At 68.0% G+C, this 25,599-nt stretch carries 22 protein-coding genes; 12 read left to right on the top strand and 10 right to left on the bottom strand.

The features are described 5' to 3' along the window. Positions 1-20 precede the first annotated feature (20 nt). The 3 genes from OHA64_RS18545 (at position 21) to OHA64_RS18535 (ending at position 4,727) form a co-directional block, all read left to right on the top strand. Positions 21-1,457 (top strand): hypothetical protein, encoded by a 1,437-nt coding sequence (locus OHA64_RS18545; RefSeq protein WP_405614361.1) that lies wholly within the window; start codon positions 21-23, stop codon positions 1,455-1,457. Beyond that, positions 1,454-3,280 carry a DEAD/DEAH box helicase gene (locus OHA64_RS18540; protein WP_405614359.1) on the top strand — a complete coding sequence of 609 codons (1,827 nt, stop codon included), beginning with the start codon at positions 1,454-1,456 and terminating at the stop codon, positions 3,278-3,280. Before OHA64_RS18545 ends, OHA64_RS18540 begins: the two co-directional genes overlap by 4 nt. A gap of 97 nt (positions 3,281-3,377) precedes the next feature. Continuing rightward, complete coding sequence (locus OHA64_RS18535; RefSeq protein WP_405614357.1) at positions 3,378-4,727, top strand: DNA cytosine methyltransferase; 1,350 nt, start codon at positions 3,378-3,380, stop codon at positions 4,725-4,727. On the opposite strand, the gene OHA64_RS18530 is transcribed toward OHA64_RS18535, so the two are convergent. The 6 genes from OHA64_RS18530 to OHA64_RS18505 form a co-directional block, all read right to left on the bottom strand. After that, positions 4,659-5,120 carry a very short patch repair endonuclease gene (locus tag OHA64_RS18530; RefSeq protein WP_405614355.1) on the bottom strand — a complete coding sequence of 154 codons (462 nt, stop codon included), beginning with the start codon at positions 5,118-5,120 and terminating at the stop codon, positions 4,659-4,661. The two genes, OHA64_RS18535 and OHA64_RS18530, sit on opposite strands and share 69 nt — an antisense overlap. Positions 5,121-5,252: 132 nt before the next feature. Then, entirely contained in the window at positions 5,253-8,246 is a 2,994-nt protein-coding gene (locus OHA64_RS18525; RefSeq protein WP_405614353.1) for a Z1 domain-containing protein, read from the bottom strand. 47 nt (positions 8,247-8,293) lie between these two features. Next, on the bottom strand, positions 8,294-9,847 hold the full coding sequence (locus OHA64_RS18520) for an ATP-binding protein (protein WP_405614351.1): 1,554 nt from the start codon (positions 9,845-9,847) through the stop codon (positions 8,294-8,296). A gap of 613 nt (positions 9,848-10,460) precedes the next feature. Beyond that, positions 10,461-11,474 (bottom strand): SEC-C metal-binding domain-containing protein, encoded by a 1,014-nt coding sequence (locus OHA64_RS18515; RefSeq protein ID WP_405614349.1) that lies wholly within the window; start codon positions 11,472-11,474, stop codon positions 10,461-10,463. Positions 11,475-11,599: 125 nt separating this feature from the next. Next, positions 11,600-12,088: a carboxymuconolactone decarboxylase family protein gene (locus tag OHA64_RS18510; RefSeq protein WP_405614347.1), complete on the bottom strand. Its 489-nt coding sequence runs from the start codon at positions 12,086-12,088 to the stop codon at positions 11,600-11,602. A gap of 265 nt (positions 12,089-12,353) precedes the next feature. Then, positions 12,354-12,782, bottom strand: a complete 429-nt coding sequence (locus OHA64_RS18505; protein WP_405614345.1) for a VOC family protein — start codon at positions 12,780-12,782, stop codon at positions 12,354-12,356. 389 nt (positions 12,783-13,171) lie between these two features. On the opposite strand from OHA64_RS18505, the gene OHA64_RS18500 reads away from it, so the two are divergent. Continuing rightward, on the top strand, positions 13,172-14,122 hold the full coding sequence (locus OHA64_RS18500) for an SDR family NAD(P)-dependent oxidoreductase (protein ID WP_405614343.1): 951 nt from the start codon (positions 13,172-13,174) through the stop codon (positions 14,120-14,122). 76 nt (positions 14,123-14,198) lie between these two features. Here the strand turns inward: OHA64_RS18500 and OHA64_RS18495 are convergent, their stop codons facing one another. Then, positions 14,199-15,671 carry a beta-1,6-galactanase gene (locus tag OHA64_RS18495; RefSeq protein WP_405614341.1) on the bottom strand — a complete coding sequence of 491 codons (1,473 nt, stop codon included), beginning with the start codon at positions 15,669-15,671 and terminating at the stop codon, positions 14,199-14,201. 256 nt (positions 15,672-15,927) lie between these two features. On the opposite strand from OHA64_RS18495, the gene OHA64_RS18490 reads away from it, so the two are divergent. The 4 genes from OHA64_RS18490 (at position 15,928) to OHA64_RS18475 (ending at position 19,021) form a co-directional block, all read left to right on the top strand. After that, positions 15,928-16,758: a class E sortase gene (locus tag OHA64_RS18490; RefSeq protein ID WP_405614339.1), complete on the top strand. Its 831-nt coding sequence runs from the start codon at positions 15,928-15,930 to the stop codon at positions 16,756-16,758. Positions 16,759-16,904: 146 nt separating this feature from the next. Next, positions 16,905-17,216 carry a DUF6412 domain-containing protein gene (locus tag OHA64_RS18485; protein ID WP_405614337.1) on the top strand — a complete coding sequence of 104 codons (312 nt, stop codon included), beginning with the start codon at positions 16,905-16,907 and terminating at the stop codon, positions 17,214-17,216. A gap of 105 nt (positions 17,217-17,321) precedes the next feature. Then, positions 17,322-18,035, top strand: coding sequence for a YidC/Oxa1 family membrane protein insertase (locus OHA64_RS18480; protein ID WP_405614335.1), 714 nt, complete (start codon positions 17,322-17,324; stop codon positions 18,033-18,035). A 128-nt stretch (positions 18,036-18,163) separates the two neighbouring features. After that, complete coding sequence (locus tag OHA64_RS18475) at positions 18,164-19,021, top strand: fumarylacetoacetate hydrolase family protein (protein WP_405614333.1); 858 nt, start codon at positions 18,164-18,166, stop codon at positions 19,019-19,021. A gap of 116 nt (positions 19,022-19,137) precedes the next feature. On the opposite strand, the gene OHA64_RS18470 is transcribed toward OHA64_RS18475, so the two are convergent. The 3 genes from OHA64_RS18470 to OHA64_RS18460 all read right to left on the bottom strand — a co-directional run bounded on the left by OHA64_RS18470 (position 19,138) and on the right by OHA64_RS18460 (position 21,818). Further along, a complete protein-coding gene (locus tag OHA64_RS18470) occupies positions 19,138-20,004 on the bottom strand; it encodes an LLM class F420-dependent oxidoreductase (protein ID WP_405614331.1) in 867 nt (288 codons plus the stop codon). Between the two features lie 204 nt (positions 20,005-20,208). Continuing rightward, positions 20,209-20,721 carry a heme-degrading domain-containing protein gene (locus OHA64_RS18465; protein WP_405614329.1) on the bottom strand — a complete coding sequence of 171 codons (513 nt, stop codon included), beginning with the start codon at positions 20,719-20,721 and terminating at the stop codon, positions 20,209-20,211. Next, positions 20,718-21,818, bottom strand: coding sequence for a Gfo/Idh/MocA family oxidoreductase (locus OHA64_RS18460; protein ID WP_405614327.1), 1,101 nt, complete (start codon positions 21,816-21,818; stop codon positions 20,718-20,720). Before OHA64_RS18460 ends, OHA64_RS18465 begins: the two co-directional genes overlap by 4 nt. Before the next feature lie 137 nt (positions 21,819-21,955). On the opposite strand from OHA64_RS18460, the gene OHA64_RS18455 reads away from it, so the two are divergent. The 4 genes from OHA64_RS18455 (at position 21,956) to OHA64_RS18440 (ending at position 25,595) form a co-directional block, all read left to right on the top strand. After that, complete coding sequence (locus tag OHA64_RS18455; RefSeq protein WP_405614325.1) at positions 21,956-23,092, top strand: ROK family protein; 1,137 nt, start codon at positions 21,956-21,958, stop codon at positions 23,090-23,092. Positions 23,093-23,245: 153 nt separating this feature from the next. Continuing rightward, positions 23,246-24,034, top strand: coding sequence for a hypothetical protein (locus OHA64_RS18450; protein WP_405614323.1), 789 nt, complete (start codon positions 23,246-23,248; stop codon positions 24,032-24,034). Between the two features lie 110 nt (positions 24,035-24,144). Beyond that, positions 24,145-24,924 carry an HAD-IIA family hydrolase gene (locus OHA64_RS18445; RefSeq protein ID WP_405614321.1) on the top strand — a complete coding sequence of 260 codons (780 nt, stop codon included), beginning with the start codon at positions 24,145-24,147 and terminating at the stop codon, positions 24,922-24,924. A 104-nt stretch (positions 24,925-25,028) separates the two neighbouring features. Further along, positions 25,029-25,595 (top strand): hypothetical protein, encoded by a 567-nt coding sequence (locus OHA64_RS18440; RefSeq protein WP_405614319.1) that lies wholly within the window; start codon positions 25,029-25,031, stop codon positions 25,593-25,595. Positions 25,596-25,599 lie beyond the last annotated feature (4 nt).

Below are 25,599 nucleotides of genomic sequence, written 5' to 3'. Positions count from 1 at the left end.
GTACGGGACGGAGAAAAGCGATGCTGCGGGAGTTCCCGCCGCCGCCGAGGGCGGCCGAGTTCAGCGAACAGATCAAGAAGAAGGTTGAGGAGGCCAAGGCGGCCGGCGGTACCAGGGAGACGGTCACGGTCGACTGGAACGAGCAGCAGGCCCATGTCGAGGTCATCGACCTGCGGCTCAGCGGGCTCTACTTCAACCCGGGAACGCACCGCATCCGTGCTCAGCGGAGTCACGACGCTGCCCGGGATGAGGCTCTGGAGAACGACCCTTGGGATGCCGAGAGCCAGGATTACCTGATGTTCCTCCTCAAGGCCTCGCCGACCGACCCGAACCTGCGTGACCCGGAATTCGACAAGCTGCAGGAAAGCCTGAAGCAGTTCGGTCAGAACGATCCCGGCCTGGTGACGCACCACGGCGTACTGGTGAACGGCAACACGCGCGCCGCTGCCCTCCGTGACCTGGGCGTGCAGTCGATGCGCGTGGGTGTCCTGCCGGAGTCCTTCACCTGGGCGGACATCAATGCCGTCGAGCTGTCGCTCCAGCTGCGCAAGGACCACCGCCGCGACTACTCGTACATCAACAGGCTCTTGGCTATGGAGGAACAGGCTTCCGTCGGACGGACACCGGAACAGATCGCGAAGGACTTCCGTATCCAGGTGAAGACCTACCACCAGGAGAGGTGGATCCTGAGCACCATCCGGGAGTTGATCGACCGCAGCAAGAGTGGCGGTGGTGTCGCGCTCAGGCTCGTTGACTGGGAGGGCGCTCAGGAGCGGCTGAAGGAACTGCACCGCTTGTACCTCAAGCTGGAATCCGTGGACCGTGACCAGGCTGAGGTCCTCAAGGAGTTCCGCTTGGCCGCGATCCTCCTCGACTTCTCCAAGACGGATGTCCGGCACATCGACGAGGAGTTCCTCAAGGAGGGTTATCTGACTCGATCGCTGCCGCCGGCTCTGGCTGTTGGCGGTTCTGACGCGGCCCAGCCGGTTGAGGTCTCGATCCCGGGGCTCGACCTCGCGGTGCCGGCGACTTCCTCGGTGGTGTCCGAAGCGAAAGCCTTGAACGATCAGATTCTCCGCGCCAGTGCGGCCGTTCGCAGTGCGGCGCCGGACCTGCCTGACAGCGATAAGGCGCAGGATCAGGCCGTTCTCGACGGGGCGAGGAAGGCCTTCGACGAGGCGATCGAGTCCGCCGGACGTAACGCCCGTCTGAGGAAGCGGAAGCAGATGGCTCCCGCACGCCTCGCGGAGGCTTGCGCGAGCATCGATCAGTGCGTGATGGATCTGGTGCAGGCCCGCACCTCGCACAGCCTTGATGAGGAGGTCTTCGACGAGGCTGTCCTAAAGCTGCGCAGCAGCCTCCGGAAGCTCGCCCAGCAGGCTGGGCGGGGGCTGCCTACCCCCGGTGACGGTGTGGCCTGGCTCTTGGAGGCCGTGGCCGCGGAGGGCTCCCGTTGAGCGGCGGCACGACCATAACGTCCCTGCACCTGGGTTTCGACGAGACGCGCACCCGCGTTGTTCTGAGGACGACTGACCAGTACCAGCAGGATCTTGTCCAGCTGGCTGCCCGTTTCCGCACGGGCGGCCAGCTTGGCCCGCTCACCGCTTCAGTTGCCCTGGACGAACTCCTCGCCGACCTGGCCGTACTTGGTGGCTGGCCGCACCGCGAGGGCGTGGAGTGGGCTCCTGAGCTGAGGAATCTGGTGTCGGGCGTTGTCAGGGACGCCAACACGGTCAAGGAGCGCCTTGCCGGCACCCAGACGCCGGGTGAGCTTTCTTCCAGCGATGTCCCCAACTTGCTGGGAAACCTGTGGGAGGCCTCGCTCAGCGAGTTCCAGCTCCGTGACATCGCGAAGTTGCTCTCGCTCCAGCACGGAGCGAATTTCAGTGTGCCGGGCGCGGGCAAGACCCGGGTTGCCTTGGCGGTGTACGCGGCGCAGAAGGCTCAGGAGCGTGTGAGCCGGGTCCTGGTCGTGTGCCCCAAGTCGGCATACGAGTCCTGGCGTTACGAGACCGCCGTCTGCTTCCGCTATCCGCTGCGGACCCACGTCCTCGACGGTTCGATGGATCAGTGGGCCGAGGTGCTGATCGTCAACTACGAGCGCCTGGACCGCTCACTGGCCACTTTGGCCAGCTGGTTGAAGGCGGCGCCTTCGATGATCATCCTTGACGAAGCTCACAGGATGAAGCTCGGCGCGCGTGGGACCTACGGTGCCGCGTGCATGGCTCTGGGCCCTCTGGCCGAGCGGCGCATGATTCTCACCGGTACGCCGGCGCCGAACGGTTCGAAAGATCTGGAAAATCTGCTGGGTTTCGTCTGGCCAGGACACGGACAGCGGGCCGTGGTGCAGGCCGTGGCGGGTGGGGACCTGGCCTATGCCAGCTCTGTCCTGCGACCGCTGTTCAGCCGGACGACGAAGCAGGAGCTGGGGCTCCCTCCCGTGCACCTCAGGATGCGCTACGTCGACATGCCGCCGCTGCACGACGAGATCTACAGCTCGTTGGTGGGAGGCATGAGCAACGGGGTGGCCCGGGACGATCTCAGTTCTCTCGGCAAGACGGCACTGCGGTTGCTTATGGCAGCGACGAGCCCGGCCTTGCTACTTGAGGGGGGAAGCCGGTATGAGCCGCTGGCGTATCAGCTACCCCCGCTGGACATCCCGCAAGGCAGCTCCCTTTACTCGCTTATGCAGAACTTGCCGGACTACGAGCTGTCACCCAAGTACAAGGAAGCGGCGACGATAGTCGCGGAGAACGCGGCCCAGGGCCGGAAGACGCTCGTCTGGACGACCTTCGTCAGGAGCCTGACGACCCTGGAGCAGATGCTGGGGAAGTACAGCCCGGCCGTCGTCTACGGGGGGACCCCCGACCGGGACGAACAGCTCAGGCGTTTCCGTGAAGACCCTAGCTGCATGGTGCTGATCTCGAACCCGGCGACCCTAGGGGAGGGGATCAGCCTGCACCACGTGTGCCATGACGCCATCTACGTGGACAGAGACTTTATGGCCGGCCGGTTCCTTCAGAGTCTTGACCGGATCCATCGCCTCGGCCTCGCCCCGGGAACGGACACCCGGGTCACCGTGCTGGGAGTCCGGAAGACCATCGACGAGGTGGTCGCGATGCGGTTGGAGAGGAAGCTGGAGTTCATGGGGAAGATCCTTGATGACCCCACGGTGCAGCAGCTGGCTGACCTGCAGGAAGAGCCATCCGTGGCGGCTGGCCTCGCATCGGCTGACATTGAGGCCTTGCTCAGTCATGTGAAGGGTCTCGCTAGCCCCTGAGGATTGAGTTTGGGAGACTCCTGGTGTGTTGAGGCATGCTTGATCGTTGCCTCGGCAAGAACGACATGTCTTTTCAGTCAGACCAGGAGGAGCGCCCATGCGCGCCAGCGGCCGGAAGCGCCCGCGGTTCACCCCGCCACTGACCTCGATCGAGATCTGTGCGGGGGCAGGCGGGCAAGCCGTTGGACTGCACAACGCCGGCTTTGATCACCGTGCCTTGATTGAGTGGGATCGTCATGCGGTGCAAACGCTTCGGGCGAACGTAGCCGGCTGGCCTGGATGGAGCGCGAAGCGTGCTCAAAGCATCGAGCCTATGGATGTCAAAGAGTTTCTTGGATCTAAGGTACATAAGAGTCTTGGCCTGCAGGAAGGCGAGCTCGATTTGCTTGCGGGTGGCGTTCCATGCCCTCCCTTCTCCTTGGCGGGTAAAAGACTCGGCCGTGATGACGAGCGTGACCTCTTCCCGGATGCCTTGCGGATCGTTAGAGATCTGATGCCCAAGGCGGTCATGATTGAGAATGTGCGCGGCATTCTTGAGCCCCCTGAGGTATTCATTGAATATCGTAACGATATTCTGAATGAGCTACGGGAGGCTGGATACTCGGTTCCCGAGGTTGACGCGAGCTGGCTTCCAGTCAATCAGGATGCGGTCATGCGCAGGGTCTGGCGTCGGCTTGATGCGCGTGACTTTGGTGTACCGCAGTTGCGCCCCCGCGCCATTCTGGTTGCGATTCGTAGCGATCTTCTAGAGGAAGGCGCTCCCCCGTTCGCCTGGCCTAAGCGCCTCCTCAGGTCAGAAGCGACGGTAGCGGAGAAGCTGGAAAAGACCATGCGGGAACGCTGCGACGATTTCTGGGACAAGAACCAGCGGGGGGTGCAAGCGGGCCCCGGTGAGCGTGCCGGAAGAGATGTCTACTATGACTGGCTTGAGTCCGCTGAAAAAGCCGCGGCAGCAGGGAAGGGCGTGGCGCCTACCCTTGTCGGAGGGTCGAGGAAGCATGGTGGCGCGGATCTGGGGCCCACTCGGGCCAAGCGGGCCTGGGCGGCTATGGGAGTCGATGCCATGGGCGTCGCCAACGACAGAGAAGACTGCGATCCTGAGCGAGACCTTTTCCGTCAGGCCGGCCCCATGCTGACAGTAGAGCAGGCCGCCATCATTCAAGGGTTTCCGCGCGGGTGGGAATTTCAAGGTAAGAAGACAGCCCGGTACCGGCAGGTGGGCAATGCTTTTCCGCCCCCGGTCGCAGAGGCTGTTGGCCGGGCGATTGCTGCTGTCCTTCGCCCGGAGCAACGAGATGAGCTGCTGAATAGCTACGAGATGGAGTCAGAAGATTCCTCAATCCTGGAATCGGCTCCCGAGCAGATGGCTTTTCCTGTGTCAGGAGTCCCGCAGTCCCAAGCGCCTCGCAAGGACCGTGTCGGCGATTTTGCGAGCGCAAGCGTCTGAAGGCTCATGCTCCCAGAAGCGGAGTACAAGCCATCCCGCCTCTGTGAGCTTTTGTTCAGTGTCGCGATCGCGTTCCATATTCCGCAGAACCTTATCTGACCAGTAACCCGGGTTCGTCTTCGGTGCCACGTAATGCTGTGGGCAGCCGTGCCAATAGCATCCGTCAATGAACACGGCGACCTTTGCTGACCGGAAGACCATGTCAGCCGTCCGGCGAAGGTCTGGCAGTGGACGCGCGGCCACGCGGTACCGCAGGCCTTGGGCATGCACGAGGCGGCGGATTAGCTGTTCGGGCTTTGTGTCGCGGCTCCGGATCGCCTGCATGTTGCGGCGGCGGGCAGCAGACGAAGCCCAGGAGCCTGGCGGCGCTTCCCATTTCGGATCATCGGGCACGCCTCAGAGCGTAGACGGCGGCGGGTGACCGCGAGGTGAGTGGGACTGTTTGCCGATGGCGATGATGATCGTCTGCTGCCTGAGGTGAGGCCGCCCTGGTGCGGGCGGCCTCGACCTCGGGGAAGGAAGACCTCAGGACGCGTCGGTCGGAATTGTCGCCTCAGAGGCGTATCGCGAACTCTTGGCGCGGAAACGCACCAGTCGGCGATCAGCGCTCGCCGCTGAGGTGGGCGGGATCAAGGTGAAGGCCATCACGATCTGCGACGGATCGGCGGAGCCGCTCTGCACGACGGCCTGCACGTCGCTGTGGCTGCCCCCCTCCACTACCGGGTACAGGAGCACGACTCCTGTCGTAGACCCGATCCTGGCGCCCTGAGCTCGTGCCTCGGGAGACGCGCCCGCCTCATCGATCAGACGCTGTGCCGCGGTGCGGTGCTCGACGCTGGCAATGCGGCCGAAGGACGTCTTGTTGGACTGCCGGGTTCGGCGGACGAGGGACAGCGGCAGCGAACCGAGCACCCGGGCCTCTATGCGTGTGCCCGCAACCAGGCGTGGGGATATGAGCTGCCAGTCGTCCACCTTGGCGAGCGTGCCGTCGAGCTGGCTGAGGTACGTCAGGTGCGGATCGAAGTGACCAGGACGTTCCCATTCGAGCTGGGACAGCACGCTCACAAGGTCACGGTGAGAGACGGTGCCGGTCAGTGCCTCGAAGGTGCGCGCCAGTGAACTGGAGTTGTCTGGCGGATTGGTGAAGGTGACCGGGGCTGAACTGAGCGCGTCCAACAGTGGGCGCCACCGCTCGGTGTTCCGCTTGAGTACCAAGGTTTTCAGCGGATAGGCGGCCGGCTCAATGGGGCGGCCGGGTGATTGGATCTCCACCAACTCCGCATTGAACATCTTGTTTCGGGCGGAAGGCTTGACCCAGGGCAGGTGCTGCGCCACGAGGGGAGGCACTTGCACGGGGGTTAGCTGCGGCTGGCCGTCGACCAACATGGCGTACTGGGCCAACTGCTCCCGGAACGTCTCCTCGTCGCGGCAGATCGCTTCGTAAGCCTCGTACAGATCGGCGTACTTGTTGCGGCCGAAAGGCTCCTCCCTGCCGATGTAGAGCCGGACCAAATCCCGGTACCCAGGCCGGAAGCCGAACCAGCGGCCCATCTGCATCAGGGTGTCCGCCTGCTGGGTGGTGCGCCGGTAGTAGGTGATCGTCAGGCCTTCCACGGTGAAACCGCGAGAGAGCTTCGTTCCGCCCACCAGAATCTTCCAGACGTGCTGCGTCCGGTCGAAGTCGAGGTTCAGCTGGTCGAAGTAGCGGTCCGAGTCGCCGTTCACGACGATGACGGGCTGACCGCCTGAGCCGATGCGCTGACGTGCGGCATTCACATACGGTCGCAGCGCCTCGTAGGTGGTGGGAGCAGGGAGGTCCGAGGCGCGGGCCTCGCTGACCTGAGCGAAGTCGGAAGTCCACAGCGCGGCGAGCCGCTCGTGGCCGGCGGTCGAGCTGTAACCCGCCTGGTGCCACATGGAATTGATTCGCAGCGCGAGATCCGCGTGATCGTCCTTCCGCACCGACTGATGCGCGAGCATCGTGTGGTGCCGGAACGGACCGTCATCCACACCATGATCGGCTCGGTACAACTTCAGTGCGCCCGACAGAACGAAGGCGTCCATGGCTTCCTGGAGACGGTCGCCGGTGGACTCGTAGACGTCCCGGATGTGCGCCTTCTCCTGGGAGTTGGCATACGTGCGCTCCTCCCTGGGGATCGCCGAGTCCAGATCGTGGAAGTCCTGGGCGCCCATGTACCCGGAGGGGCGAGGAAGCGAGATCAGGAAGTCGCTGGGGAAGATGTCCTCATCGTCACCGGGGTCGATGAAGACGTTGGCGAAGGGGGTCGCCGTGTAGCCGACGTACTGGGCGCGCGGAAGCAGCTTCAGGAGCTGAGAGAGCAGCCCATTGATGGCCGTGCGCTCGGGCCTGCCCTGCTCCCACTTCTTGGGATCCAGGGTGTTGACCGAGGCCTGGTCAGACTCGTCATCGATGATCAGGGCAGGCAACTCGCCCAGCAGCCCATGGATCTGCTTGAGGTCCTTGACGAGCTTGGTCAGAACGGACTTGTTCTTCTTCACCACCAGGACGCGGGCGGCCGCGTGGTGGAGGTTCGCCGGCTCATGCAGCGGACGGGTCGGTTCACGCTTCTCGAACTCAAGGGCCCTGATGCCCTGCGCCAGGCTCTTGTAGTCCTTGTCACGAGTCGTCAGACGCTCGATGTCGAACGCACCAAGGACGGACGGCCGTGCTCCGTGCTGAACGAACTCGTGCCAGTCCGCGTCGTCGTCCCCTACGTAGTCCACGCCTACTAGGGAGTCGAGGTCCGTGATGTCCGCGCCTCGCAGGATGTTCTCCTGTCCGATCAGCTCCATGTCGAGGCGGCGCTGGGTCTGCGCACGCAGCAGGTTGAGCGTGCCGCCGAGCACGATGACGAGGCGGTAGCCAGCGTCGATCGCCTTGGCGGCGACACCCGTGAAGTTGGCGGTCTTACCGGACTGCACGTATCCGACGACCAGGCCTTTCGCCTGTCGAGCCGCCTGCTGTTCTGGATCAGTGAGGCGTTCAACGACTGCCCGGCTTGCTTCGTCGAGGCTCGCGATCGCGGCATCGGACCAGCCCTTGGCGCGGAGCTTTCCCTCGTACGACGTCCAGTAGAAGGGACGGGCAGCCGCTCGCTCAGGGGTGTACCAAGGAGTGAACTCGCGCGTGATCACGGTGGGACCCGGAATTCTCGCCACGGGCACGGCGTCATTCAACGCCTTGCGCACGTCGATTCCGAATTGGAGCCGGTCGTACACCGCCGTTCGGCGCTCATCGGTGCGAGCGGGGGTGGCCACCGCCCAGTGAGGAGCTTCGGCGAAGTCCCAGGCGGTCAGGCGACGGCTCCACAGGGCTCTGAGTGCCTCATCGCCGCTGACCAGGTAGGTGTGAAACAGGTCTTCGCTCAGGTCGGCGTCGGGGTAGTCCTCATCCGCGGCAAGAGCAGCCCATTTGGCGAAATGCCGGGGCGCGTTCCTCATACCTGCCAGCGCGTCGGTGTGAATCTCAAGGAGCACGGTGGCTGGGGTGTCGCTCATGTGAAGTCCTCAGTCTGAGAGAAGGCGTGGTGGTTGCGTCGCTGGCGTCAGGAAAGTGGCTGCGCACGCCGCGTGCGCTGTGCGCCCACCGAAGCCATGAGGATGGTGTTCCAGTAGTCCAGACGGTCCTGGCGACTCCGCTCCCAGCGCCCCAGCCCGAAGCAGTCCTCAAGAAGCAGGTACAGCAGGGTCTTTGTCACGGGGACATCGTTTGCCCCACCACGCCTGCCGTCGTTGAAGTCTTCCCGGAAGGTCTTGTTGAGGACGACGACGTTGCGCTCGCGGTCCAGGGCGAAGAACTGGTCAGGGGGAAGGGGGCCCCAGGTGAAGGTGATCGGTTCTTCGCCTGGCTTCTCTGGCAGTTCCTCCTTGATGACCCGCTTGACCTTCGGGTCCAGGCCCTTACCCGGGGGAGTCACAGGCTTGCGGACAATCTCATTACGCCTCGAACCGTCCCTGTAGGCGGTCTCGGCGTCCAGCATGTAGCTCCGGAAAGTGCGCCCCTTGGAATCCACCGCCTTGTCGAGGCCGTCAGTGAAGGCCTGCGTGACGGTGATGGTCTCCTTCTTCACGTCGAGACTCAGGACGTTGTTCTCGTGGGACGGAAGGTCGATCGCGACGCGGGCGAGGGCCAGGTGGCCCTCAGGATTCCGCCAGCCGTTCCATCCGCCAGCCTGTACGAGGCGGTCGTTCCGGTAGAAGTAGAAGCCCTGTCTGTCCATCAGGGAACCGATCTGACGGAAGCCCGCCTGCTTGGACTTGGCCTGCCAGATGTGGGCCTTCATCCGAAGGTCGCCCAGACCTTCCACCGGGGCGATGAACTCCCGGGGATAGTCCGCCTTGCCCGGCACCTTGTACCCGAAGGGGTCCAGGGCCTCTACGGCGATATGGTCCACTTCCTCGCCGAGGCCCTGCCCTCCGCTGCCGACGTCCCACACCGCTATGTCGAGCTTGAGGCCGCGCTGCAGAAACCGGTGGAGGTAGAGACCGAGGTGGGTCTCAAGTCGGGAGATCGCCTTGGAGAGGAACTGGTCGCTCTGGCCGCGCGCGACTGTCTCGAAGGCCCGCACGCCATCCCAGCGCACGATGGTTCCCTGCCACTCGATGACTCCGTCGTACCGGTCTACGAATTCCTGCGCGTACCGAGCGTCGACGGTGTCGCAGCGGAAGCTGTCTTCGATGCCCTCCGCGGTAAGGAGACGCCCAGCGGCGCGGCTCCGCCGGGTGCGGCTGACCACGGTGAGCGATGAAGCGTGGGACAGGGAAGCCGCCTTCAGTCCCGTGCCGTACATACCGAGGGCTTCGTCGCCGTAGTCACGGCGGCGTCCCACCGTCATCGCGGCATCCAGGCCTGCCTCGTCCATGCCCTTGCCGTTGTCGATGATCAGCAGGGTGAGGATCCGGTCGGCATCGCGCAGGAAGTGCACGACGATCTTGTCGGCCTTGGCGTCGATGGAGTTGTCGATGAGGTCAGCGACGGCGACCTCGAAGCCGTAGCCCTGGTTGGTCAGGGCTTTCCCATAGCCCGCGTCTGGCGGCAGGTGTGTGCTGCCAGTCGTGGGGACGTCGTACTGCCATTCGGTACCGGGCTCGTAGAGCATGCTTCCTCAAAAGGCACAGGTCAGGGCCTGCTCCACGAGTTAGCAGCCCCCTACACACAACAGATGGAGGATGTGACCGTACTGCAAAGGTTGGACATAGGGGGAGGCAGATGTCGAACGGGTGCGATAAGTCCCTTATCTGTCAACAGCTTTGGCCAGGGATCTTTCCCGCATGTGGTGCTTTATGCGCATCCCATTTCTGGGCTGGTCTGCGTGGACTCCTGCACGGTTCCAGGGAGTTCGGGGTTCGCCGTTGGATTCAAAGGCACCGTCGGGCCGCCCGCTTCCCAGCCAGTGTCGTCCCTCCGCGCCCCGCCTCAAGGGCGCTCCACTCCACTCCGCTGCGATGCGTTACGCGTCGCCTTCGGCGATGGCCCTTCGGGCCCCCCTTGACCCGGGCCGCTCCGGTACGGGGGAGAAGCGAGCGGGCGGCCCGGAGAAGGGGTTGCCAGGTAAGGGGCGTTGGCGGTTGTTGAGCGGTGGGCCGGGGCCCGGGCGCGAGTGCGTCTCGCCAGCACGCCGGGCGGTTGAGCGGCTTGTGGGGCGTGGGGGGTCCGGTCCCGACGCCGGCAGGGGGAATTAGAGGGAGGGGTCGCTGAATAGGAACCGCGAGTTACTGGCCCCCGTGGCACTCCCGGTACGGCTCTCCCGACCCACACCAACAAACCGCCCCCCGCTGCGGCGGCCAAGACACCGCTCGCCCCCGCGCCGCCAGCGTCGTCGCGTACTGGGGGAGCAGGGAGACGTCCTCCGGGGTGGTGCCCTCCGATGCAGCGAACGCCTCGTACGACGGGACCGTGCCCGTGACGATGCCGAGGTTCGGGGTGCCGGAGGCGGACAGTTCACGCAGTGACGTTTCTATCGTTGCCAGGTGCTGCTGGTGGGAGGGGTACTCCGTGGCCAGCGACGGATATGCGTCCACCAGCTCCGCCAGTTCGTCCTCCGGCCAGTGCAGGACCGCTACGGGGAACGGGCGGGACAGGGCCTCCCGGTAGGTGCCGAGCTCCGCTTGCAGGCGGGAGATCTCCGCTGCCAGTTCCGCCGGGTTGTCCGAGCCCAGGGACCAGACGCGCTTGGGGTCGTGGAGCTCGTCCAGGGACACGGGGGAGGAGTGGAGGGTGTCGGCCAGGACGTCCCAGTCGTCGTGGCCCATGCCCAGCATCCTGCGTACCCGGTGGCGGCCGAAGAGGAGCGGATGTGTGGCGTACGGGGGTTCCTGGGCGTCCGCGAGGAGCAGTTCCACGCCCTCTGTGAACGTCTCCTGCGCCGCTTCCAGCTCGTCGTGGGCCTCCAGGGACTCCGCCACGATCACCCAGGGGGCCGGGTCGCGGGGGGACGCCGCCCGGACGCCGTCGATGATCGCTCTGGCCTCCGCCTCGTGGCCGTACTCCCAGAGGTTCGAGGCCTTGAGGGCGCGTACCAGAAGCGGGTTCTCCAGGCTGTCCGGGGACGACAGCAGGCGGTCGTAGAGAGTGGTCGCGGCGGGGCGGTCGCCGGACAGTTCCAGGTGGGCCGAGGCCTGGAGCAGCAGGGCCTCGGCGTCCTCGGGATGCAGGCCGGCGGTCCGCTCCAGGCGTGCCGCTTCGGCGGTGTGGTCGGCGTTCTCGGCAGGCGTGTCGGGGCGCATGGGGGACACCGTACTGCCGAGCGGTGACAAAGAAGAGAAGAAGGTGGAGAGAGGTGCAGGCCAGCGACGGTGGGAGGGCCCTGACGGGAGCTCCCGCCGGCGCTGGGAGCCCCTGGATGAATGAGTCAGTCCCACTGCTCGTCGGAGAGGGAGCTGACGGGCTGGGGCTTGCCGATGACGGCCAGGGCGATGAAGAAGTTGATCTGGCCGATCGCGATGGTCAGGGTCGCCAGCGCCTTCTCGTCGTAGTGCTTCGCCACCTCGGAGTACAGCTCGTCGGAGACGCGCTCCTTGCCGTGTGGGGCGGGCTGGAGGGTGGCCTCCACCAAGGCCAGGGCGGCGCGTTCGGCGTCGGTGAAGTAGGGGGCGTCCTGCCAGGAGGAGACGGCGGTGATGCGCTCCTCGGACTCCCCGGCCTTGCGCAGGAAGCCGGTGTTCAGGATCGTCAGGTAGGTGTTGCCGACGATCTGCCCGGCGCGCAGGTGGACGAGGTTCATCGTGGTGCGCGGTACCGAGCGGTTGCCCGTGGCCCGGAAGAGGGCGGCGCTGATGTCGTTGAGCTCGGGCACGAACTCGGCGGGGTTGGGCATCCGGGAGATGGAGGTGTTCGTCATGGCTGCTCTCCTTCGCTTCGGCCTGGTCGGCGTCTTCACAGCACTGACGGAACGGCGCACGCGGATGTGACAGGAATCCGGAAAAGTTTGATGGAGTGTTCCGGACCTGGTGACAGCCCTGTCCGTGGTCCTCGATCAGGTAGCTCGGCGCCCAGGTCACGCATGTGTCGCCCGCGCCGCCAAGCGGCTCACCTCGCCGGCCCAGGCCAGGAAGGTGAGAACCGCTCGGCGGAGAGGGCCCGATGGATCGCTGCCGGGCGGCTTGCTAGGGGCGGACGTAGGGCCGGGTCATGATCTCCATGTTGTGGCGGTCCGGGTCCTCGAAGTAGGCGCCGCGACCGCCGAACAGATGGTTGATCCGGCTGGGTTCGGTGTGGCTGGGGTCGGCGTAGTAGGTGACTCCGACCGTCTCCAGGCGGGCGATCATCGCGTCGAACTGCTCGTCGGGCACGAGGAAGGCGTAGTGCTGAGCCTGGATCGGCTCGTCGCGCTTCTCGTAGTAGTCGAGCGTCACGCCGTTGCCGAGGTCGACGGGCAGGAACGGCCCGAACGGGGCACCGACCTTCAGGCCCAGGATCGCGGCGATGAACTCGGCAGACAGGTGCCGGTCGCTGGCGTAAACGACGGTGTGGTTCAACTGGACTGCGGCCGTCGGCAGTTCGGATACCTGCGGGTGCTGCTGGGCATCGGACATCAGTGGTGTGTCTCCGGTCTTGTGATCTGCTGGGATGGAGCGCCGCGCGCGGGCGCCGGGAGCAAAGACACGGAGAAGGGGGCGGGCCTCTTGCCCGCCTCGTGCTCACGCCGAGGCCGGGAACCTGACTCGTGCATGGCCCATGGCCGACCCGGCAGTCACCCGACCGACCCTAATGAGCATCACGGGCTGGGGCAACGCCGATTTTCGGCTGTACTGGCCTTCTTGCTCTGCGCAGTCCTCCGGAAGGATCGGAAGTCTTTCAGCGGTGACCCTGATCTGTCGGCGGTGACCGTGATCTGTCGGTGGTATGTCGGTGGAGGTTGCGACCTTGGGCGGGTTGGTGCTTCCCGTGAGCACGCCGCTCAGAGTGCAAGGAGCCTGTCATCGTGTCTTCCGTATCCCAGAGCAGAGCGTGGGACGTTCATCGGCTGCCGTCTGCCGAGGGAAAGATCTTCCTGGTCACCGGGGGTAACGCTGGGATCGGCTACTTCGCCGCGGAGCAGCTCGCCGCCACCGGCGCCGTTGTCGTGCTCGGCAGCCGGGACGCCGCGAAGGCCGACGCCGCCATGGCCTCGATCCGCTCGCGCGTCTTCGGCGCGCAGGTGCGGCACCTTCAACTGGACCTCGCCGACCTGTCGTCCCTGAAGAGCGCCGTGGACAGGCTGGACCTCGATCGTCTCGACGCGGTGGTCCACAACGCGGGGGTCGCGCTCGACGACCCGCCGCGTCGAGAGACCAGGGACGGCCACGAGCTGATGTTCGGCACCAACCACCTCGGCCACTTCGCGCTCACCCAGTGGCTGGCCCCCCTGCTGTCCGCGGCGTCGGCGGGTCGCATCGTGACGGTGGGAAGCTTCGCGGCGCGGTCCGAGCGACTGGACCTGGGCGATCTGCAGTCGACCCAGGACTACCGGCCCAAGCGCACCTACGGCCGGTCGAAGGTGGCGCAGATGTGCTTCGGCTTCGAACTCGACCGCCGCCTGCGTGCCCTCGGCAGCACGGTGCTCAGTGTGGTGGCCCACCCCGGCGGCGCACTGGACTCCCTCACCCCGTCCCGCCCGCCGGTACACGTGACAACACCCGGCGAGCGGCTGCGCGGCTTGCCCGCCGGGCTCATGGTGCAGGGCAAGGACGCCGGAGCATGGCCCGTCGTCCGTGCCGTCCTCGACCCGGAGGTGCGGGGAGGGCAGCTGTGGGGGCCGAGAGTCTTCGGCCTGCGCGGCATGCCACGGCGTGAACCCGTCCCCTCTCATATGGCCGACCCGGCCGTCGCCGCTCGTCTGTGGGCCGCCGGCGGTGAGCTGGTCGGCGCCGATCCGAGCCTCGGCTTTTCGTAGGCGTAAGGTCTTGGCGGATCCCGTCCCCGCACGGGGACCGAACCCGAAGACCTGTCGCGACATCACACAGGCACAACTAGATCGTCACGCCGTCGATCTGCAGTGTCTGCACCGCCTTCGCCGCGAACGGGACCGCCACCGTCTTGCCGCTCAGGCGGGTGTCGGAGTACGCCGCGTACTTGTCGCCGCCTGTGGTGCCCGTGTTCCAGCGCGGGACCAGACCGCCCGAGCCGCCGCTGACCGTGGTGAAGCGGGAGAGGTCGAAGGTCAGGGTCTGGGCGGAGGTGGAGGTGTTCAGGGCCACGATCACCAGGCGCTTCGCGCTCGCGTCGTAGGCCGCCGCCGCGTAGCTGACGCCCGTGTCGAGGATCCTCATCCCCGGGCGGATGTGGCGGCTGAACTGGGCCATCACGTAGTACTTCGTCTGGACCGAGGTCGGCTGGAGGGTGCCCTGGTCGTACGCGATCATCGCCCAGCCCGTCGACGGGTCCATGACCTGCCAGTAGACCCAGGCCGTCGGGTGGAGCCAGCGGAAGTCGTAGAGCAGGTTGCTCGCCATGGTGGCGCCCGAGCCGTCGCTGTCGCCCGTCTCCGAGTTCCACAGGGCCTTGCCGGAGTTCGTGACGACGTCCGTGTAGAGCCCGTCCCTACGGCCGCCCGAGCCCTGGTAGCCGTGTACGTTCACCCGGTTCACCAGGGCCTTCGTCGAGGAACTGAAGGAACCCCACGTCGTGCGGGCCAGGTCGTAGCTCGTCTCGTCGGACGCCGAGATCTTCGTGGCGGTCAGGCCGCGCTTGTCCAACTCGCTGCGCATGTACGGGAGTACGGCCGACTGGACGGTCGCGTCCATGTGGCAGCCCTCCTGGGTGCCGGTCGCCGTCCACCAGCTGGAGCTGGGCTCGTTGAAGGGGTCGACCGTCGCGAAGTTCACGCCCCAGTTGTTCTTCGCGCGCAGGGCCACCGCGGCCAGGTGGGAGGCGTGCTGGCGGTAGTTCCAGGACTGGAGGTTGTTGCCGCCGTCCGAGGCGCCCGAGGGGTTGTGGTTGAGGCACATCCACCACATCGGGGAGTTCGCGAACAGCTCGGTCGTCGCGCCCCGGTTCACCGCCTTCACCAGCATCGCGCGCTGGTTGGCGTCCGCGGTCCAGTCCCAGGCGGCGGACGCCGGGTCCTCGTTGTTCCAGTCCTGCCAGAAGCCCTCGATCTGCTTGAAGGCGGGGATGTTCGGCGACTGGGCCATCGTCGTGCCCGACACGCTGTTCCAGCTGGACGCGCCCAGGTTGTAGCGGGCGATGTTCATTCCGAGGCCGGGCAGCGTCGTGCCGTTGTACGACACCGACTTGGTGGTGAAGAAGATGTCGGCGAAGTCGTCCCGGGCGCCGAACACGTTGGCCCACCAGGCCAGCGAGGTGCCCCAGCCTTCCCAAGTGCCGTACGACGTACCGGGGTTGACGGCAATGGTGGCGTCCGCGTGTGCGGTGCCAGTCGCCAGGGCGCTGCCGAGGAGGGAGCCTCCCGCGGCCGTGAGCAGCGTTCTGCGTCGGATCATGGCTACTCCGAAGTCCGATTCGATCGTCGTCGATCCCTGAACCGGCGACGTGGCCTGTCCCGTGATGCCAGGACGAAGCATCGGGTGTGACGCGTGAGGTTGTCGAGGGTTCTGTCAGCCCTTTCTAAAACCTATGGAGAAAGTGCGGTATGTCGAACGCCGGGCTGCCACGGCGGCGTCGGGCCTGGTGACTTGGAGGCCCCGCCCTTATCGTGCGGGCGGCGGACGGCGCGACCCCGGTCGAGGAGGCGTACGCATGCGGCTTCACGTCGTGCACCACGGCATACGGCGACGACGCGCCCTGCGCCGACGAGCGCTGTGGAGCGGCGGCGAAGTCCTCGTCACCGTCGGGGTCCTGGTGCTGCTTCTCGTCGTGCACCAACTGTGGTGGACCAACCGGGAGGCCCGGGAGGGCGCCGAGCGGAAGGTGGAGGCGCTGGAGCGGACGTGGGACGACGGCGACAAAGGAGAGGGGAGCGGTGAGAAGAGCGGCGGCGGGAGCGGCGACGGGAGCGGCACCGACGGCGGCGATTCCGGTACGTCCGTCCCGTCCGCCGCTCCCGAGGAGCGGGCCGCCCGTCAGCCGGAGACGCCGGCCATCGGCGACCTCTCCTCGGCGCCCCGCCGCTCCCAGGCCTACGCCATCCTCAGCATCCCGCGCCTCCACCTCCGCGTCCCCGTCGCCGAAGGCGTCAGCAAGCAGAACGTCCTCAACAAGGGCTACGTCGGCCACTACCCCAGCACCCAACAGCCGGGCCAGGCCGGGAACTTCGCCCTCGCCGGGCACCGCAACACCCACGGCGAGCCCTTCCGGTACCTCAACCGGCTGCGGTCGAAGGACATCGTCGAGGTCGAGACCAAGGGCGCGGTCTACACGTACGCCGTCGACAAGACCCTGCCGCAGACCTCGGCCCGCGACGCGACCGTGATCCACCGGATCCCGCGTTCCACCGTCCATCCACGCCGCGGCTACACCGACCCCGGGTACTACCTCACCCTCACCACCTGCACTCCGGAGTACACGTCCAGGTACCGCCTGGTGGTGTGGGCCAAGCTCGTCTCCATGCGGCCGCGCCAGGCACAGTGAATCGCAGGGTGGCCGAGGCGACTCTCGCGGCCCATCGAAACCGATCAGGTATGCGAGGCTGATCAGGTATACAGGTAGGACCGAGGCAGGACACACAGGCGTACGAGCACGACGCGCCGACCGACGTACGAGGGGAGGGGCCGCCTGTGATCCGCGGTTGGACCAACCCGCGCCCCGCCGTCGTACTGCTGATCGTGCTCCTCGACGTCGCGCTGCTCGACGTCGGCAGTCTCTCCGCCGCCGTCGCGCTCGCCGCGACCGCCGCGGCCGGCTCCGCGCTCGCTGTCTGCTCGCTGCTCCTCTCGCGCGCCGCGCCCGCGGTGCCGCCCACCCGGGTGCGCACGGCCATCCGGGACCGCGTCCGCCGTACGGCGTTCCTGCCCCAGCGAGATCCCGACGCCAGGGGGCGCACCCGCCCCCGAGCGCCCGGACACGCCCTCCCGACGACCGTCGCGTAGGGCACCGGCCGCACCAGCACTCTTCCGTACGTCCGTGTCTCCGCGCGGGTCGTCATGCCGTCTCTCACCACTCCCGGCACGACGAGACCCCCGGAGGGCTCACCCATGTCCGTTTTCGCCGACCTGGTCCAGCACCTGGCCGACCTGCTCCAACCGCTGTTCGGCGCCACCGCGGCCGCCGCCGCGATCGTCCTGTTCACGGCACTCGTACGCCTCCTCGTGCACCCCCTGTCCCGGGCTGCGGCCCGCGGGCAGAAGGCGCGGACCGCGCTTCAGCCGAAGATCGCCGAGCTGCGCAAGCGGCACGCGAAGAACCCCGAGAAGCTTCAGAAGGCCGTACTGGAACTGCACACCGAGGAGAAGGTGTCGCCGCTGTCCGGCTGCCTGCCCAGCCTGTTCCAGCTGCCCGCGTTCTTCCTGCTCTACCACCTGTTCTCGAACACGGAGATCGGCGGCCGGACGAACGAGCTGCTCACGCACCAGCTGTTCGCCGCGCCCCTCGGGGAGCGGTGGACGGACGCTCTCGGCGACGGCGGGATGTTCGGGGGCGCGGGCCTCGTGTACGTCGGCCTGTTCGCGCTCGTCACCGCGGTCGCCGCGTTCAACTACCGCCGTACGAAGTCGATGATGGCCGCCGCTCCGGCGGTGCCCGTGGGGGAGGGCCAGCAAGTGCCCGGGATGGGCGCGATGACCAAGGCCATGCCTCTCATGTCCTTCTTCACGCTGTTCACCGTGGCGGTGGTGCCGCTGGCCGCAGCCCTGTACGTGGTGACCAGCACGACGTGGAGCGCGGTGGAGCGAGCCGTGCTGTACAGGTGACGACCGGCTCGGCGGTCCAGTCCGTGAACCGGGTATTGCGGACTGGACGCCGAGCTTGGAGGATCGACCAGTCATCCGATGGCTGCGCCCGTCGGTCGACAGCGCCGCGATCGAGGGAGATTGTGATCATGAAGTTGCTGCGAGTCGGTACGGCGGGGGCCGAGCGTCCCGCGCTGCTCGACACCGAGGGGACGCTGCGGGACCTGTCCGGCGTCGTCCCGGACATCGACGGACCCTTGCTCGCCGACGACGAGGTCCTCGGCCGGATCCGCGCTGCCGCAGACGAGGGTTCGCTGCCCGCTCTGGACCCGGCGGGGCTGCGGGTCGGGCCGCCCGTCGGGCGTATCGGCAAGATCGTGTGCATCGGCCTGAACTACCACGACCACGCCCGTGAGACGGGGGCCGAGCCGCCGCCCGAGCCGGTGATCTTCTTCAAGGCCGCGGACACGGTGGTCGGGCCGCAGGACACGGTGCTGATCCCCCGCCAGTCGGTGAAGACGGACTGGGAGGTCGAGCTGGCCGTCGTCATCGGGCGTACGGCCCGCTATCTGGGGTCCGCCGAGGAGGGGCTCGCGCATGTCGCCGGGTACGCGGTGGCGCACGACGTGTCCGAGCGGGAGTTCCAGATCGAGCGGGGCGGGACCTGGGACAAGGGCAAGAACTGCGAGACGTTCAACCCGCTCGGGCCGTGGCTGGTGACCGCCGACGAGGTGCCCGATCCGCAGACGCTGTCCCTGCGGCTGTGGGTCAACGGGGAGCTGAAGCAGGACGGGACGACGGCCGAGCAGATCTTCCCGGTGGGGGAGGTCGTGCGGTACGTCAGCCAGTTCATGACGCTGTATCCGGGTGACGTCATCAACACCGGCACACCGGCGGGGGTCGCGATGGGCGCGCCCGAGCCCAAGCCGTACCTGCGGGCCGGTGACGTGGTGGAACTGGAGATCTCGGGGCTCGGGCGGCAGCGTCAGGAGTTCAAGGACGCTTGAGGGGCCGAGGGGCCCGAGAGGCCCGAGAGGCAGGGGGCCTGAGGGGGGGGGACTCACAGTCCCGCACCCCTCAGGCCCGGGGGACTCACAGTCCCCCGCCCCTCAGGTGTCTCCACTCAGGCCAGCAGGGAGGCCAGCCTGCGCCATGCCTCCTTCGGCAGGGTCTCGCGCGAGTTGCCGTCGATGATCTGCAGCGCCACGTGGTCCGCGCCCGCCTCGTGGAACGCCTCGATGGACGCCCGGACCGCGTCGTCCTCGCCCCAGGCGAACAGCGCGTCGATCAGACGGTCGCTGCCGCCGTTCTCGAGGTCGGCCTCGGTGAAGCCGGCGCGGAGGAAGTTGTTGGTGTAGTTCGGGAGGCCGAGGTACATGGCGAGGGCCTCGCGGGCCAGGGCCCGGGCGCGGGTCGGGTCCGTCTCCAGGACGACCATCAACTCGGGGGCCAGGAGCGGCGAGTCACCGAGGATCTCGCGGGCCTTCGCCGTGTGGTCGGCGGTCACCAGGTAGGGGATCGAGCCGGCGGAGCGTTCGCGGGCCAGCTCGAGGTTCTTCGGGCCTAGGGCCGCCAGGACGCGGCGGTCCGCGGGGACACCCGCCTTGTCCAGGGCGTCGAGGTAGCTGACCAGGGACGAGTAGGGGCGGCGGTACTGCTCCGTGTTCCTGGCGTGGGCGACACCGAGGCCGAGGACGAAGCGGCCGGGGTGCGTGGCCTCCAGCTCGGCCAGGTCCGCCGCCGCGTCGTCGGCCTCGTGCTGCCAGATGCTCTGGATGCTGGTGCCGACGGTGATGCGCGAGGTGGCCTCGACGAGCGGTACGGCGTTGCGGACGGCGCTGCTGCCGCCCAGCCACAGGGCGCCGTAGCCCAGCTCCTCCAACTCGGCGGCCGCCTCGGTGAGTTCGCCGCGTCGGGACGGGTCCTCGGAGCGCATCCCGACGCTCCAGATGCCGTACCGTCCGACGGTTTCCTTCAAGGCGTCACTCATGGGTCGGGGTCCCTCCGGTTGGTGCGTGTTACGGGTGCGCGCCACAGGTCTGCACCAGGGCACTAGGCACTACGGCACTACGGCGCTACAAAGGTGCCAACCGGAGGGCGCGGCGGGATCTTCCCGGCAGCCGGCCTTCCCGGCAGCCGGCCTTCCCGTCAGTCGGGCTTCCCAGCAGTCGGTGTCCGGCAGCCGGTGTCTCCGTCAGTCGCGGTCCAGGCCCAAGTACTGCTCCAGGGCCGCCACGACGAACCGATGGTCCTGGAGCTGCGGCAGCCCGGACACGGTCACCGCGCCGATTACGCCGACGCCCTCGACTGTGATCGGGAAGGAGCCGCCGTGGGCCGCGTACTCGTCCGGGTCCAGGCGGGAGGACTCCTCGAACGTGCTGCCCTTGGCGCGGAAGCGGGCGCCCACCAGGTAGGAGGCCGAGCCGTAGCGCTCCACGACCCTGCGCTTGCGGGCGATCCAGGCGTCGTTGTCGGGGCTGGAGCCGGGCAGGGCCGCGTGGAAGAGCTGCTGGCCGGCGCGGTGGATGTCGATGGCGACGGGCGCCTGCGATTCCCGGGCCAGCTCGACGAGGAGGGTGCCCAGGGCCCACGCGTCGTCGAACGTGAACTGCCGGAAGACCAGGCGGCGTTCCTGCGCCTCCAGTTCCTCCAGCGGCGGGGTGAGCTCCGGGTGGAACTTCGGGCCGATCTCCTGGTTGTGCGTCACAGCTTCACCGCCACCGCGTCACGGGCCGAACGGCGCGCCGCCTCCAGTACGTCGAGGGCGGCGGCCGCCTCCAGCGCGGTCACCGGGTTGGGACCGCCGTCGGTAAGGGCCCTGGCCACGGCCGCATAGTAGGCCGGGTAGTCGCCGGGCAGGGTCGGTTCGGGACGACCGCCGCCGCTCAGCGGGGACTCGCCGGCACCGACACGGCCCCACAGCGACTCGGGTTCCAGGCCCCAGTCGGCTCCCGCACCGGGACGCTCGCCCTCGCGCAGCGCCGCCTCCTGCGGATCGAGGCCGTACTTCACATAGCCCGCCTTCGCACCCAGCACCCTGAAGCGAGGGCCGAGTTGGGCGGTCGTCGCGGAGGCGTACAGGTGGGAGCGGACGCCGTTCGCGTGCGTGATCGCGATGAAGGTGTCGTCGTCGGTCTCCGCGCCCGGGCGGCGGATGTCCGACTCGGCGTACACGGAGACGGCCGGGCCGAAGAGGACCAGCGCCTGGTCGACGACATGACTGCCGAGGTCGTACAGCAGACCTCCGATCTCTGCCGGGTCGCCGGACTCCCGCCAGCCGCCCTTCGGTTGCGGCCGCCAGCGTTCGAAGCGGGATTCAAAGCGCCATACGTCGCCCAGTTCGCCGTCGGCGAGAAGCTTTCGGAGCGTCAGGAAGTCGTTGTCCCAACGGCGGTTCTGGAAGACGGAGAGGAGCAGGCCGCGTTCCTCGGCGAGAGCGGCCAGCTCGCGTGCCTCGGCGGCCGTGCCGGCGACGGGCTTGTCCACGACCACGGGCAGGCCGGCCTTCAGGGCGGCGGTGGCGAGCGGGACGTGCGTCTTGTTCGGGGACGCGATGACGATCAGGTCCAGATCGTCGGCGCGGTCGAACAGCTCGTCCGGGCCGGCGACCGTGCGCACGTCGGGGAACTCGGTGCGGGCCTGCTTCTGCCGCTCGGGGTTCGAGGTGACCACCGTGTCGAGGAGCAGGCCCTCGGTGGCGGCGATCAGCGGGGCGTGGAAGACGGAGCCCGCGAGGCCGTAGCCGACGAGGCCCACACGAAGGGGGGTGCCAGCCGTACCGGCTGTTCCAGTCGTAGCTGTCATGCCTGTCATGGCTCCCACTTTGGCAACGCTGTTGCCAAAGTGCAAGCGCCGGGGACAATGGGAAGGTGGACGGGAGGGAGAGCGGCGATGCGAGTGCGGGCAGCGGTACGGCTGGTGCGGGTGGCTCGAGGGGAGTGATGAGAGTGACGGGATCAGCGGGATCAGCGGTCGGTGTGAACCTGTTCGCCCTGCGCAGCCACAACACGGCGCTCGTCCTCGACCTGCTGCGCACGGCGGGCGCCCAAGGCATCAGCCGGCTCGAACTCGCCGACCGCACCGGGCTCACCCCACAGGCGGTCAGCAAGATCACGGCACGGCTGCGGGAGGACGGGCTGGTTGCCGAGGCGGGGCGCCGGGCGTCCACGGGCGGCAAGCCGCGCACGGTACTGCGACTGGTGCCGGAGGCCGGGCACGCGGCCGGCGTGCATCTGGACCGGGACGAGCTGCGTACCGTGCTCGTCGATCTCACCGGGGCCGTGGTGGGGGAGCGGCGCGCCCCGCTGGACCTGGGCGCGGGGGCGGACGCGGTGCTGACGGCCGTGGCACGGGAGACGGAGGCCATGGTCGCCGACGCGCTCGGCACAACCGCCCCCGGGCCGCTCGCCGCGGCCGGCTCCCTCCTGGGGCTCGGCGTCGCGCTGCCCGGCCCCCTCGACCACACCCGGGGAGTGCTGCACCGGGTCACCGGATTTCCCGAGTGGGACGGGTTTCCGCTGCGGGCCGCCCTGTCGCGTCGGGTGGGTCTGCCGGTCGTCGTCGACAAGGACACGAACGCCGCCGCGCTGGGACTCGCGGTCGGGGGCGAGGGCGGCTCCTTTGCCTACCTGCATCTCGGTACGGGCCTCGGGGCGGGGCTGGTGATCGGCGGGAACGTGCACCGGGGGGCGCGGACCGGGGCGGGGGAGTTCGGCCACCAGGTCATTCAGCTGGACGGGCCGGTGTGCGGGTGCGGGAACCGCGGGTGCGTGGAGGTGCTGTGTCTCAATGCGATGGCCCGGGGGGAGCCGGCGGAGGCGGCGCGGGTCCTGGGGGAGGGCGCCGCGAATCTGGTGGGGCTGCTCGACATCGACCTGGTGCTGCTGGGCGGTCGCACGGTGGCCGCCGATCCGTCGCCCTTCGTGCAAGGGGTCGCGGCCGTTCTGGACGCGCGTGCCGAGCGGGAGGGGGGACGTGAGGGGGTGCCCGTACGGGTCGCCTCCGGCGGGGTGCGGGCGGTCGCGGAGGGAGCGGCGCAGTTGTTGTTGGCGCCGTTGTTCGGGCGGGGGGACGGGTAGGCGGGGCTGCTGTACGGCGCACCGATCGGTCAGGCACCCGCGCACAGCCGCGGCCCGCGGTGGCGCCAATCGGGCGGTATCGCGCGCCCATACGGTGACCACGGCGGAATGGCGTCGCCCGTCGGCCACCGACACCCGGCATGTCATGTGTTCATGCGACTGTCTTCGTCCGCTCTGCTCTGCCTCGCGACGGCCGCCGCCGTTCATCTCCCGCTCGCGGCCCCGGCGTACGCCGATTCCTGTGAGGCCGGACCCGACGGGAGGGACTTCCCGGTCAGGACCCGGATCCACGGCGGGCCCGACTCCTACGAAGCCGGTGGGGGATACGGCGTCTGGTATCTCGACCTCACCAACATCGCCCGCCGTACCTGCGGGAACATCCACCCGGTCGTCGTCCTCGTCGACCAGCGCCGTGCTCTTCGACCCCGCCACGCCCGCCTGGAGTTCTACGCGGGTGACCGCGCACGCCCGCACTCCGTCCGCTTCGAGCGAACCGACTCCGACGAACTGATCGGAGTCTTCGCCGCGGAGGAGGGAGAAGGGAAGCGAAAGGAGAAAGGCCAGGTGGGACAGGAGAGGGACCGCTTCCCCGGGTTCACCGTCGCCCCCGGCGAGACCCTCACCGTGAAGGTGCGGTTGGCGGTCACCTCGGATGCCGGGCCGAACGAGGTCACCGCCAGCGCGGCCGTCGTACAGCGGAAGGAGGACGACGGCGACTGGGTCGGGCAGTCGAACGACTACCGGTTCGGCATCCACACCGAGGCCACCGTCGTGCGGCCGACGCCGAGCCCGGGCGCCGACGCCACCACACCGGCCGCCGGCCGCCTCCCCTTCGCCGACGAACTCGCCCGCAGCGGACTCGGCCGGACCGCCGCGCTCGCGACCACAGCCATGCTGCTCATCGTCGTCGGTTCCCTGCTGGTCGCCCGCAAGCGCCGCTGACCCTCTCCCTCCACCACCTCCGTGAACCGGCCATTCCCTCAAGATCCGGCCTCTGTCTAGGCTGTGCGCACGCAGCACCGCGAACATGCGTACGGCAGGAGATCCCGCACATGGCAGACCGCAGGCCCATCGAGTCGTGGCTCACCGACATGGACGGTGTACTCATCCACGAGGGCGTTCCGATCCCCGGCGCCGACGCCTTCCTCAAGAAGCTCCGCGAGTCCGGCAGGCCCTTCCTGGTCCTCACCAACAACTCGATCTACACCCCGCGTGACCTGCACGCCCGCCTGCGGCGCATGGGCCTGGACGTGCCGGTCGAGTCCATCTGGACCTCCGCGCTGGCCACCGCCCAGTTCCTGGACGACCAGCGGCCGGGCGGCTCGGCGTACGTGATCGGCGAGGCGGGACTGACCACCGCGCTGCATGACATCGGCTACATCCTCACCGACCATGAGCCGGACTACGTGGTCCTCGGGGAGACGCGGACCTACTCCTTCGAGGCCATGACCAAGGCCGTACGGCTCATCGAGGCCGGCGCCCGGTTCATCGCCACGAACCCCGACGAGACGGGCCCCTCGACCGAGGGCCCGCTGCCCGCGACCGGCGCCGTCGCCGCGCTGATCACCAAGGCGACCGGCAGGAAGCCCTACTTCGCGGGCAAGCCGAACCCGCTGATGATGCGGACCGGCCTCAACGCCATCGGCGCCCACTCCGAGACCAGCGCCATGATCGGCGACCGGATGGACACCGACGTCCTGGCCGGCATGGAGGCCGGGATGCAGACGTTCCTGGTGCTCACCGGCCTGACCCAGCCCGAGCAGGTCGACAACTTCCCGTACCGGCCGTCCAAGGTGGTGGACTCGATCGCGGACCTCGTCGACCGGATCTGAAACCAACCGGACCAAAAACACCACCCGCACGGAGTAACGGGGCCCCCAGTGAGGATGCGGGGAGGGGGGCCCGGGGGGAGGCTCCAGATGTCTGGAGGTTCACGATGGGTTCACTTCGCCTCACTCTCTGTTCCGCCGCCCTGGCTGTCACCGTTCTCACTCCGGCCGCGCACGCGGCCGACGGCGGCAGCGTCACGGTGACCCCGTCCTCCCCCGCCCCTGGCGCCGACGTGGCGCTGCGGGTGAGCGGCTGTGCCGTGAAGTCGGCCACCGCCGCCTCGGCGGCGTTCGTCACGGACGCCCGGCTCACCGGCTCCGGCGGCACGCTCGCCGGAGAGACCCGCGTCCGCACCACGATCAAGGCCGGCTCGTACGACGTGCGGATCAGCTGTGCCGACACCCGGGTGAACGGCAAGATCATCGTCAGGCCCGGTTCGGCGCAGCCGTCCGGCCAGGCCGCGCCTCCCGCCCACGCCTCCCCGTCCGCCCACACCTCCCCGGTCGCCCCGGTACCCGCCGGCGGCGGAGGCACCGCCCACCTCTCCGCCGTGGACGACGCCCGCGCGGCCGGTCCCGGTACGGCGCAAGGAGTGACCGGACTGATCCTCGCCGGGGTCGCCGCAGTGGCCGTCGCGCTGCTCGGCAGCCGCCGGAGCCGTAGGACAGGTTGACCGG

The sequence above is a fragment of the Streptomyces sp. NBC_00076 genome, assembly GCF_045041235.1.
Lineage (GTDB): Bacteria > Actinomycetota > Actinomycetes > Streptomycetales > Streptomycetaceae > Streptomyces.
This window is presented reverse-complemented; position numbering and strand designations above follow the sequence as displayed.

Coding starts and splice junctions, on each gene's coding strand:
- OHA64_RS18450 (WP_405614323.1), top strand. CDS start 23,246: ATGCGACTGTCTTCGTCCGCTCTGCTCTGCCTCGCGACGGCCGCCGCC.
- OHA64_RS18515 (WP_405614349.1), bottom strand. CDS start 11,474: ATGCGCCCCGACACGCCTGCCGAGAACGCCGACCACACCGCCGAAGCG.
- OHA64_RS18495 (WP_405614341.1), bottom strand. CDS start 15,671: ATGATCCGACGCAGAACGCTGCTCACGGCCGCGGGAGGCTCCCTCCTC.
- OHA64_RS18475 (WP_405614333.1), top strand. CDS start 18,164: ATGAAGTTGCTGCGAGTCGGTACGGCGGGGGCCGAGCGTCCCGCGCTG.
- OHA64_RS18525 (WP_405614353.1), bottom strand. CDS start 8,246: ATGAGCGACACCCCAGCCACCGTGCTCCTTGAGATTCACACCGACGCG.
- OHA64_RS18440 (WP_405614319.1), top strand. CDS start 25,029: ATGGGTTCACTTCGCCTCACTCTCTGTTCCGCCGCCCTGGCTGTCACC.
- OHA64_RS18470 (WP_405614331.1), bottom strand. CDS start 20,004: ATGAGTGACGCCTTGAAGGAAACCGTCGGACGGTACGGCATCTGGAGC.
- OHA64_RS18480 (WP_405614335.1), top strand. CDS start 17,322: ATGTCCGTTTTCGCCGACCTGGTCCAGCACCTGGCCGACCTGCTCCAA.
- OHA64_RS18455 (WP_405614325.1), top strand. CDS start 21,956: ATGAGAGTGACGGGATCAGCGGGATCAGCGGTCGGTGTGAACCTGTTC.
- OHA64_RS18535 (WP_405614357.1), top strand. CDS start 3,378: ATGCGCGCCAGCGGCCGGAAGCGCCCGCGGTTCACCCCGCCACTGACC.
- OHA64_RS18505 (WP_405614345.1), bottom strand. CDS start 12,782: ATGTCCGATGCCCAGCAGCACCCGCAGGTATCCGAACTGCCGACGGCC.
- OHA64_RS18460 (WP_405614327.1), bottom strand. CDS start 21,818: ATGACAGCTACGACTGGAACAGCCGGTACGGCTGGCACCCCCCTTCGT.
- OHA64_RS18490 (WP_405614339.1), top strand. CDS start 15,928: ATGCGGCTTCACGTCGTGCACCACGGCATACGGCGACGACGCGCCCTG.
- OHA64_RS18545 (WP_405614361.1), top strand. CDS start 21: ATGCTGCGGGAGTTCCCGCCGCCGCCGAGGGCGGCCGAGTTCAGCGAA.
- OHA64_RS18520 (WP_405614351.1), bottom strand. CDS start 9,847: ATGCTCTACGAGCCCGGTACCGAATGGCAGTACGACGTCCCCACGACT.
- OHA64_RS18445 (WP_405614321.1), top strand. CDS start 24,145: ATGGCAGACCGCAGGCCCATCGAGTCGTGGCTCACCGACATGGACGGT.
- OHA64_RS18510 (WP_405614347.1), bottom strand. CDS start 12,088: ATGACGAACACCTCCATCTCCCGGATGCCCAACCCCGCCGAGTTCGTG.